The following is a 10,831-nucleotide window of genomic DNA, read 5'->3' on the forward strand; positions in this document are numbered from 1 at the left end:
GGGGATGGTGCCTGACACCATTTCCTGTATTTGTAATTTAATTATAGGAAAAAGGGTGAACTAACATAAGTGCATTAGTTCACCCTTTATACATGAGATATTTCATGTTTTTCGTATGAATGGTTTCATTAGGCGATGGGGAGGAGGGTGGTGACGGAGAATCCATTAGTTCCATCGACGATAACTGTGCCTTTAATGGAAGCGGTCCGTTCTTCCATGCCTACAATGCCAAGCCCTTTTACCACTTTGCCGGATCCAATCCCTTTGCCATTATCTCGGACCTCTACCCGAATTAACTTATTCAATACCCGAATGTTAATCGATATTTCCGACGCACCTGAGTATTTTAAAGAATTTGTAAAGGCTTCGGTGATATTCTCTGCAATAATCTTCCATTGAATCGGCGCAATCAAATCTATGTTTCCTTTGTATACAAACGGGATCCGTATCTGGTGCTGAATGGAGAACTCCTCAATGAACAGTTTTAGGCGCTGCAAGCCGATTTGTTCGGTTGGAGGTTTCATATTTTTTAAAGTAATCCTAATATCCTCGATTCCTTCTTTGGAGATATTTATCGCATTTTGAAGCAGCTCCGCGGCTTTCAACTGATCAATTGCCAAAAGAGTCTTTGCGGCTTCCATTTGAATCAGTGCGCCGGTCATGGAGTGGCCGATGCTGTCATGGATTTGCTGGGAAATCCGGTTGCGTTCCTCTAAGCGATAGGTATATTCTGATTGCTTAATGTACTCTTTATTTTCATTAAGGCTTTTGGAGAGCCGCTGCATATCTACCCGCATCTTATCCAGTGTACTTTCATATTTAATCAGCTTTTTTGAGTAATGGCTGGTCATAAAATATACAACAAAGCAAAAAAGGGCAATCAGAACGTACGATGCCTGTAGCTGAGGGACAATGAATACAGGCAGGAATCCCACTACCAACAACAACCATTTTTTATCAAAAAAAGGCCAGGCAAGCTCGTAGAAATGATTCGGCAATAGGAGGACGAATAACGAATTCACTTGCCGAAAGGAAATAAAAATAATCAACATCGATGCAAGGTGGATGACAATCTTCACTTTTTCCAAACGAACAAGATAAAGGGTAATATTCATACTGATGTACACTAAAATCGAAAGGACAATCCAAGCTAGATTACTTGTTTCAGCTTGAACATACAAAAAACTAAGATATAGGATGATAATAAGCTTGCTGAAAATGATCCATAATTCCATCGCTTGGTCCTCTTAATCTACTGAGCCGGTAAGAAAGTAAATGGCAATTTGTGTTCGATGCTCCAAGCCAGTTTTACCAAGAATCGAAGTAATATAGTTAGCAACAGTGCCTTCCGAAATAAACAACTCCTTAGAGATCGCCTTATTGGAATAGCCCTTTGCAATTAGTGTCATGATGTCCATTTCCCGTTCGGTGAAGAGGCTGGCATCAACCTTGGACTCGGGTTTTGCATGGCCAGTCATTTTGGATTTAACCTTATCGAGCACGACATCTTGCATAACTGTGTTACCATAATAGACACTTTTAATGGCATCGCGGATCCGCTCTGGGTCAGTATTCTTCAACAAGTAGCCTTTTGCCCCATTCTTAATCGCATCCATAATGTACCCATCGTCATCAAACGTTGTTAGAATCATCGGCTTTGTCTTTGTCGTTTCCGTTAGGAGTTTTGTGGCTTCAACGCCATTCATATTGGGCATCCTTACATCCAGAAGCGCAATGTCAACTTGATGTTTTTGACAATATTCAACTGCTTCCTTACCATCATTTACGGTTGCCAATACCTCAAATTCACCGTATGTACTTAAAATGATCTTCAGACCCTCACGAATAAACGAATTATCATCCGCAATCAAAATTTTTATATTCATCTCACAGCAGGACTGACCTGCCCTTCACATCCTTCAATTGGTATGATCTAACATAAACATAGCAGAAAGAAGGAATTTTGAGGAGTACCTGATGAATAAATAAAATTTTTATAATACAAAGATTGGGTGCACATAAAAAAGGAGCTTTATTTTTAGGCTCCTCTTTAAATCATGAGTCAAGGTATGGAAAAATCGAGATATATTCGGTTACCTCCGTAAACTTAGTAACTATATTTGCAAAATTATAAGTAGTCACAATTTGAATCGTTACTATATAATGATAGAATCATGCTTTTTGAAATCATATGGAGTGAAAAGATATGTTTAATGAACTATTCATGTACACATTTACCGTTATCATAGCAGGCGTATTAAGCCTCTTTTTATGCTTTTATGCACAATTCAGGCTCAAGGATGCGCCTGGTGTAAGGCCATATAGATTAGTAACTTTGTTCTCAGCTTTTTTTACCTTTTCATATGCGTTTGAACTAGCAAGTCCGTCGTTAAAGCAGATTAAATTTTGGTTAAATATCGAGTACCTTGCTATGCCTTTTATCCCCGTATTTATTCTATTAATGTGTTTTGAATATGTAGGACAAAAGCTAAAACCATATTTATACTATGCCCTTTACGTCATTCCCATCATAACTATCTTTATGCATGAAACAAATGGCTTGCATCACTTATATTACACCTCCATGGGGCTGAATAGTGACAGCCCATTCCCGATATTAAAGGTAGAACATGGTCCTTGGTTTTACGTTCATTCAATCTTTCTCTTTTTGTGTCTAATGATCAGTATTATTACATTACTCATGAAACTAAAAAAGGCGAAATTTCGTTTTCGAATGCAAATCATCTTGATGGCAGCAGGAATAGTTATGCCAATCATAGCGAATTATTTTTATTTAAATGGATTGAGTCCATATGGCATCGACCTAGGACCGGTTTCCATGAGTATTTCTTTTATTTTCCACGGTGCTGCGCTTTTATCCTATCAAATGTTCAATGTAACCCCCATTGCGAGGGACTCGGTATTTGAAAGTATGAAGGATGGAGTTCTTGTTTTAAATCAAAATGATGTAATCGTCGATTTTAATCATGCCATGCTGAATGTCTTACCAAATTTAAACTCTCAAATGATTGGAAAATCAAAAGTTGATGGTTATGGACAACTTGCAGACATGATTAGACAGGAGGAAGAATTGGATTATGAACTATGTGTAGATGGAGAAAAGACTTACTACCATATTGGTTTTTCCACTGTTAGAAATAAAAATAATAAGAACATAGGGAAAATCATCACGTTTGTGAATGTGACAGAAAGAGTCCTTCTTCAGGAGCAGTTAAAGAAATTAGCCTGTACAGATGGCTTAACAGATCTATATAGTCGAAACTTTTTTATGCAAGAATCAGAAAAGATCATAGAGTCTCTTAGCATGACTGGCGGAAATGTGTCTTTCATCATGTTTGATATTGATCATTTTAAAAAGGTAAATGATTCGTTTGGACATGAAGCAGGGGATAGGGTTTTAGCTCATGTTGCTAGTTTAGCAAAGAAAAGTCTGCGAAGCACCGACATCATTGGGCGCTATGGCGGTGAAGAGTTCATTCTTTTACTGCCAGATACACCTATACTCATGGCATATGAGCTTGCTCAAACCATACGTGTAAAAATAGCAGAGAGTATGACTCCTTTCATGGACAAAGAAATTCATGTTACATCCAGTTTTGGAGTTTCCTCAGCTCAGATTGTTGTGGGAGATCATAGTCAAACCTTGCAAAAGCTAATGAGAGAAGCTGACCAGGCGCTCTATGGTGCCAAACGGAAGGGGAGAAACTATGTTGACCTTATTGAACAAGCTTTTGAGTATTCAAGTTAGATTTAACATACGTTAGATCGGGATTCTACTGGGTTTAATATTACAAATTATAGCTGTATTTGTAAAAATTTTTATTATTTTGACATTAAAAAAGACAAGCTGCTCTTCATATAGTTTAATGCGTGATAAATTTATTTGAAGGGAGCATGCTTTTATGGTGTTTCTTTGGCTTTTACTTGCGATCCTGTTGGTGGGAATTATTGGTTTCTTCATAGTGAAAAAGTCAAAAGTAAAGCAGGAAGAACCTCAAAACGCTGACACAACAGAGGCATTACCAAAATTTAGATTTGATGATAAATAAGATAATTTTTGAAAATGATATGGTTTACTATTAACGGGTTCATTTCGGCTGTCATTTTTGGCAGTCTTTTTGTTTGTATTGATAGAGGAAAAGGGAAAATTTAATCATGTTGTACGTTCATAATACAAACCAATTTGTGAGATGTAAATGGATTTACTTGGAAGTTATCCATATGTTTTAATAGAATTATATTGTTATTTAGGAGAACTCAGTACAAAGTGGGGGTATCATATTGACGAATAATGAGGTATACGACGTGTTGACGATTGAAACGGTTTCACGACGACTAGGTATTACACCGAGAACGCTGCGTTACTATGAGGAAGTAGGTCTTATTTCCCCAGCATTACGTACAAATGGCGGGCATCGTCTTTATGATCAAAACACAATTGACCGTCTTAAGCAGATTCTACGGCTGAAAGATTATTTGGGAATCTCTCTTCAAGAGATTCAAGAGGTAATGGAGGCAGAAGAGTCGCTTAAGGAAATAAGAAAGACATTTCTTGAAAGTGCCGAGAGTGCGGAGGTACAAAGGGTGCTAGTGAATCAATACATTGATGTTTTACACAACTTAATTGAAAAAATGAATATGAAAATTGAAAATGTAGTAACCATGCGTGATATGTATCAAGAGCAAGTGGAACGTTCTTTACATTTTATGGACGAATTGAAGAAGAAGTAACTTAGGTGTACAGACAAGATTTTTTTAGATACATAAGAGCTGCTCGAAAAAAATTAAAAGATGGACATCCCTTTTCTTTACTTTGGGACTGGCTCTGGCAGGCAAACGATACATACTACAAATGACTACATGAAAATCTCGTGTACATGAAGCAGTCATCAAGGTACCACAATTTTGATTCTCCGTTTTTTACAGACCTCTGTAGAAGTTTTAAGCATGCTAACTTACTTACACTCGACTCTCCATTTACAAACGAATATTTATTGGTATCGATTGGAGCAGGAACATTAATCAGTTATAAATGTTTTTGCTCCTTTTTACTTCTAAAAAAATAGTAAACTTGGAATATTCTTTCCAAAATTTCATATCTTTTAATGACGTTGACGTTAACGTCAATTATGAAAGAGGAGGTTTTTATGATGTGGCAACTTTGGCTTACAGGTCTAATCGGTATCTGGCTCATCATTTCTCCGTGGGTGTTTGGCTTCACCAGTAATGCTGGCGCTGTGTGGAACAGTGTCATTTTTGGAATCATCGTCTTAATTCTTGCAGTTTGGGCAGGCGCGTCGTCTAAAAATAATTCCTAGAAAAAGTTTTATTCGGCCAACAGCAGGGATGTCTAAATCGGTCTCTCTCTGTTGTTGGCTGAAAATATAAGCAGGTATGGAAACAAACAAAAAGCAGGGTCGAATGAATAAAAGAAATGATGGTGAGAAACAGCAAATAAGTGAATTTCCATTTTCAGCACAGGATTTCCATAATTTAGAGGGGCGGATGGATTTTGGAATATAAAGTTCGAAAGGTGAGAACAAAAATTTTTACAGGTTCTCCCAATGAAGTCGAGGAGCAGGTTAATGTTTTTTTAAATACGCTTGACCAAATGAATTTTGTGGATGTTAAGGTAGCAAATTTGGATGGAGGCATGATTTCTGCAGTAGTGGTATATAAGGTCGTGCAAAAGCTATAGCTTTCTAAGAATCACTTGAAATTGAAGTATTGATGTTAAGCAGAAAATAGTTATCTATCCTTGCTTCCGACAATAGGAGGCTCTTTTTCATTTTTATAGTAAAAATACCTCTTTATGACCTTAACCCGTCTTATTTTTTACTCTTGCCCAATATTCTTAATTTTGAAATGACGGCATATGAATAGAGTAAAAGACAGGACAAGGTGATATAAATTCTTCAGAAATTAATGGCTACGATTATTGGCAGCTTACTACTAGGAATTGGAGTAAACGGATTTCTTGTACCTAATCATTTAATTGACGGTGGAGTTCTTGGAATTGCATTGATCCTTCATTATTTTTTCGATTTTCAGACTGGAGTGACAATGGTGGCCTTGAGCCTCCCGATTTGTTTAATTGCATCCAAGAATAAGAGAGGGTATTTTTTTAGCAACTTACAAGGGCTGATGTTCTCTTCTTTGTTCATTGATTTGCTTACTCCCCTTCGTCATCAATTTTTTGTTTCACATCTTACAAGTGCATTAATAGGAGGAGTTATAATCGGAACGGGTGTTGGTTTAATGCTAAGGTATAAGACTAGTACGGGAGGAACGGACCTGCTTGCTAAAATCATTGCTGAAAATTTCACCATAAATATTGCACTTACGATCATACTCATTGATGGCCTTATTGTTTTAGCAGGTTTTACTGTACTGGCATTAGACACCTTCCTTTATTCGTGTATGGCTATTGCGATTGTCGGTTTAACAACGTCCTTTATTAAAGGGAAATCAACTTTGTAATGTATATGTAGTGTAAAAGATGTTTAAATTTAGGTTTAAAGGGTTGACTGATGTTAAAAAAAATAATAAAATAGGGAAAATTCGAAAAATTAAACGCAATGATTGGGAGTACTAAGGGATCCTTATTGTTTAGAGAGCTGTCGGTTGGTGAGAGACAGTCAATAATTCCCCCAACTCACCCAGGAGTGGTAAGGTTGAAATTTAGACCTTAACGGTTGATTACCGTAATAAAATCATTAAGTGGATTCGTTTGCTTTTTTGACGAATCAAAAAGAGTGGTACCACGTAGGCAAAGCCTGTCGTCTCTTATGAGATGATGGGCTTTTTTTATTTAAAATGACTAAATAAAACAATAAAAGGTGGGCAACAGAATGAAAAATATTGAAAAGTATTCCAGAGGTTACTTTATGCCTCCAGTAAAAAGCTTGAAATGGACGGAAAAGGAGTATATTGAAGAAGCTCCAACTTGGTGCAGTGTGGATCTGCGAGATGGAAACCAAGCATTAGTGGTGCCAATGAGTCTAGAGGAGAAGCTGGAATATTTTCAATTACTGTTGGAAGTAGGTTTTAAGGAAATTGAGGTGGGCTTTCCTGCCGCATCTGAAACAGAATATACTTTTTTACGAACCTTAATTGAACAGGAATTAATTCCAGAGGATGTAACCATTCAAGTATTAACCCAGTCAAGAGATCATATTATCAAAAAAACATTTGAATCACTTCAAGGAGTGAATAAGGCTGTCGTCCACCTTTACAATTCAACATCCGTGCCGCAGCGTGAGCAGGTGTTCCAAAAGACGGAAGAAGAGATTATTGACATTGCGGTAACCGGAGCAAAAATGGTGAAGAAATACGCGGACGAAACGGAAGGGAATTTCCAGTTTCAGTATTCACCGGAAAGTTTCACAGGTACAGAAATGGAGTTTGCCCTTGAAATTTGTAATCGTGTACTTGATGTGTGGCAGCCTACTGCCGAAAATAAGGTAATTATCAATCTTCCAGCTACAGTTTCCATGTCAATGCCACACGTTTATGCCAGTCAAATAGAATATATGAGTGACCATTTAAACTACCGGGACCATGTGATTCTATCCCTACATCCGCACAATGACAGGGGAACCGGGGTTGCAGATGCCGAGCTAGGGATGCTTGCCGGGGCGCAGAGGGTAGAAGGAACACTGTTTGGAAATGGAGAAAGAACAGGAAACGTAGATATCGTCACACTTGCCTTAAATATGTATTCGCACGGAGTGAATCCCAAGCTTCAATTTGAAAATATTTATCATATCCTTGCCAAGTATGAGAAATTAACAAGAATGAAGGTTCATGAAAGACATCCATACGGTGGTGAACTGGTCTTTACTGCTTTTTCAGGATCTCATCAGGATGCCATCGCAAAAGGAATGAAGTGGCGTGAGGAAAGAGAAAATGAGTATTGGACAGTCCCTTATCTGTTGATTGATCCAAAAGATATTGGCAGACAGTATGAAGGCGATATTATCCGAATTAATAGCCAATCTGGTAAAGGCGGTATCGGATATGTATTGATGCAGAATTTTGGGCTTGACTTACCGGCGGAAATGCGTGAAAGCTTCGGCTATAGTGTTAAAAATGTTTCGGACCATATGCACAAAGAGCTTATGCCAAATGAAATTTATGATATTTTCTTAAAAGAATATGTCAATATTAATACCCCTGTTGGGTTTATCAAATACAGATTTACGCAAGATGAAAAATATGAAACGACTGTATCAGTTAAGATAAACTGTGAGGTTCACGAATTGACTGGTATCGGGAATGGGAAACTTGACGCTATCAGCAATAGTCTTCGAACCACATTGGGGCTCGATTTTAAAGATTTAGTTTACAAGGAACATGCACTAGAAAGAGGTTCGGAATCAAATGCAGTATCATATGTTGGCTTCACGGCTCAAGATGGTACTACTTATTGGGGCTGTGGAATTGATGCTGATATTATGACATCCTCCATAAAAGCATTATTTAGTGCCGTAAATAAGTTGGTATCTAGTGTTGAATCTGCAATTGGAAACGGATTTTCTCTTTCAGAGAGATAACTTTTCAGATTTATGTTAAACAGTATCAATGTGGGCAGCTGCTTGACCTGTGTAAACAGTTCATGCGGCAGCCCTTTATCATGTTATGAAATGAATAAATTGTTTCTGGAAGTGTGAATACATATGAAAATGATCGATGCTCATATTCATTTAGATCAATACAAGGATCATGAAATAGAGTGGATTTTGGGCGGTTTAAGTTCAATTGAAGCATTGCTTTCCGTTTCAAATAACCTTGAATCATGTAAACGAAATCTTGAATTATCAAGAAAATATCCAAAGATAAAGCCCGCGTTTGGGTTTCATCCTGAGCAAAGTCTGCCTGCTGAATATGAGTTAGGAAGGCTGGTGGAATGGATGGATCAAAATCGAAATGACATGGCAGCGGTTGGCGAGGTAGGTTTGCCATACTATTTAAGATTGGAACAAAAGGTATCAAGGCATCAGTTTGGTCAATATTTGGAACTCCTTGAGTCGTTTGTGAAATTGGGGAAGAAATGGGAAAAGCCGATTGTTCTTCATGCCGTTTATGAGGACGCGCCAGTGGCTTGTGATCTATTAGAAACGCATTCTGTTGAAAAGGCTCATTTCCATTGGTTTAAAGGGGATGAAAAGACGATCGTGAGAATGATTCAGAATGGATATTTTATTTCGGTTACACCCGAGATCGTCTATAAGGAGAAAATCCAGAAGTTAGTTCAAGACTACCCATTAGAGCAAATGATGATTGAAACAGACGGTCCATGGCCGTTTGAAGGTCCTTTTGAGGGGAAAATGACCCACCCTGGTATGATGAAGGAAACTATCTTCAAGATTGCAGAAATAAAAAATCTCTCAGAAACAGAAGTCTCTGAAAGACTAATTGAAAACACTAAGAAATTTTATGGGATATAATCAGTAGTTAGAAGTGAATTCCAATAGCTATAGTTACAAGAGGGATTCAGCCAATAACCTATAGATTTCAATTTTGTTCTCAAAGTTATATATATTAGAAATAATCATGAATTCTTCAGTCCTGTATTTTTCGCTCAACCGTAAAATTTCGCTTTTGACTTTTTGCGGTGTACCAATTATCATCCGTTTTCGATTTTCCTTTAATATCATGCGTTGATCAAATGTTAATGAAGTGGCCTTTGCCTCTTCGACAGACGGAATCCTCGTGTCGATCCCTTTTTCAACAGCCAATAGCCATAAATCCTGGCTTAAAGCCAATTCTTCGGCCCTTTCCTGGGTTGAGGCACAAACTACAAATACACAAACATTTGCTTTAGGCTTTGTCAATGTAGGCGAGGGCTGAAAGTGCTGATAATAATAGTCCATTGCCCGTGTTCCATTCAAAGGAGTGATAAAATGCCCATAAGTAAAAGCTGTGCCATTTTCTGCGGCGAGCCTTGCACCTCGATGAGTAATTCCCAAAAGCCACAGCTCCGGTATACGGTCAGTCACAGGGAGTGCTTGTACATCATAAAAAGGGTGGTCTACTGGTAATTGATTGTGTAAAAAGCCTTGGAGGTCCTTCAACTGCCGAGGGAATTCATTCAGGCTTTTTCGTAAACCATCTGTTAGTGCCAGCCGTGTGGTCGTGGAACCGCCAGGGGAACGCCCAATTCCAACATCGATTCTGTTCGGAAACAAGGCTTCTAACAGCTTGAAGTTTTCAGCAATTTTATAAGGAGCATATTGAGGGAGCAATACACCTCCTGAACCAACACAAATTTTTTCAGTATTGGAAGCAATATGAGAAATTAAGATTTCTGGAGAGGAACCGGCTATTCCATTGGTATTATGATGTTCGGCAACCCAAAATCGAGTATATCCGAGATCCTCCGTTATTTGCGCTAGTTTAACTGTTTTTTGTAAGGCGGTACTTGCTGATTCACCTTTACATATGACTGATTGATCAAGAACACTTAATTTCAATTGTTAAACCTCCAGCTAAAATCCGTATGTATGGTTTGAAGCAAAGCTCTAGTTGTCTAGTCTTACCGTTCATTCCAGCAGATTTAGTAAACAAATTAATAATAAAAAAATATAATCCACTATTATATCTTTTTAACCATTATATTTCATCGTTTATAGAGAATAAAGTACACGGTAGCCGAAACCATTGTATTAGCAACCAAGGACTTTTTTGATAAATTAAACCATGATTATAAGAACTGTTTAATAATAATTTCAATATAATGGACAATTATTATACCAGCCATGCTTTTAACTAATGTGTGGAGGATTGGATAAATGAACAAAGAGAGAAG

General features: G+C 37.7%; 11 protein-coding genes and 1 other annotated feature. Of the genes, 8 read left to right on the forward strand and 3 right to left on the reverse strand.

The window, feature by feature from the left end; translation table 11 throughout:
• Positions 1-128: 128 nt before the first annotated feature.
• Together V7266_RS25640 and V7266_RS25645 are read right to left on the reverse strand one after the other, a co-directional pair.
• Positions 129-1,235, reverse strand: coding sequence for a sensor histidine kinase (locus V7266_RS25640; protein WP_335472077.1), 1,107 nt, complete (start codon positions 1,233-1,235; stop codon positions 129-131).
• 12 nt (positions 1,236-1,247) lie between these two features.
• The gene (locus V7266_RS25645; RefSeq protein WP_335472078.1) at positions 1,248-1,886 is read right to left on the reverse strand and encodes a response regulator transcription factor; all 639 of its coding nucleotides are present in this window, start codon (positions 1,884-1,886) and stop codon (positions 1,248-1,250) included.
• 320 nt (positions 1,887-2,206) lie between these two features.
• Between V7266_RS25645 and V7266_RS25650 the strand changes: the two genes are divergently transcribed.
• From V7266_RS25650 to V7266_RS25685, 8 genes are all read left to right on the forward strand, one after another.
• Positions 2,207-3,769, forward strand: a complete 1,563-nt coding sequence (locus tag V7266_RS25650) for a histidine kinase N-terminal 7TM domain-containing diguanylate cyclase (RefSeq protein WP_335472079.1) — start codon at positions 2,207-2,209, stop codon at positions 3,767-3,769.
• 154 nt (positions 3,770-3,923) lie between these two features.
• Positions 3,924-4,070, forward strand: coding sequence for a hypothetical protein (locus V7266_RS25655; protein WP_335472080.1), 147 nt, complete (start codon positions 3,924-3,926; stop codon positions 4,068-4,070).
• A 232-nt stretch (positions 4,071-4,302) separates the two neighbouring features.
• Complete coding sequence (locus V7266_RS25660; RefSeq protein WP_335472081.1) at positions 4,303-4,752, forward strand: MerR family transcriptional regulator; 450 nt, start codon at positions 4,303-4,305, stop codon at positions 4,750-4,752.
• Positions 4,753-5,126: 374 nt separating this feature from the next.
• Positions 5,127-5,339 (forward strand): SPW repeat protein, encoded by a 213-nt coding sequence (locus tag V7266_RS25665; protein WP_420491501.1) that lies wholly within the window; start codon positions 5,127-5,129, stop codon positions 5,337-5,339.
• Between the two features lie 194 nt (positions 5,340-5,533).
• Entirely contained in the window at positions 5,534-5,719 is a 186-nt protein-coding gene (locus V7266_RS25670; RefSeq protein ID WP_335472083.1) for a sporulation protein cse60, read from the forward strand.
• 227 nt (positions 5,720-5,946) lie between these two features.
• The gene (locus V7266_RS25675) at positions 5,947-6,501 is read left to right on the forward strand and encodes a YitT family protein (protein WP_335472084.1); all 555 of its coding nucleotides are present in this window, start codon (positions 5,947-5,949) and stop codon (positions 6,499-6,501) included.
• 89 nt (positions 6,502-6,590) lie between these two features.
• Positions 6,591-6,811: a binding site (T-box leader), on the forward strand.
• 61 nt (positions 6,812-6,872) lie between these two features.
• Entirely contained in the window at positions 6,873-8,576 is a 1,704-nt protein-coding gene (locus V7266_RS25680; RefSeq protein WP_335472085.1) for a 2-isopropylmalate synthase, read from the forward strand.
• 123 nt (positions 8,577-8,699) lie between these two features.
• The gene (locus V7266_RS25685) at positions 8,700-9,470 is read left to right on the forward strand and encodes a TatD family hydrolase (protein ID WP_335472086.1); all 771 of its coding nucleotides are present in this window, start codon (positions 8,700-8,702) and stop codon (positions 9,468-9,470) included.
• 33 nt (positions 9,471-9,503) lie between these two features.
• Here V7266_RS25685 and V7266_RS25690 read toward each other — a convergent pair whose 3' ends face one another.
• Positions 9,504-10,496, reverse strand: a complete 993-nt coding sequence (locus V7266_RS25690) for an LLM class flavin-dependent oxidoreductase (RefSeq protein ID WP_335472087.1) — start codon at positions 10,494-10,496, stop codon at positions 9,504-9,506.
• Positions 10,497-10,831: the final 335 nt, after the last annotated feature.

The organism is Neobacillus drentensis (assembly GCF_036965645.1).
Taxonomy (GTDB): domain Bacteria; phylum Bacillota; class Bacilli; order Bacillales; family Cytobacillaceae; genus Neobacillus; species Neobacillus drentensis_D.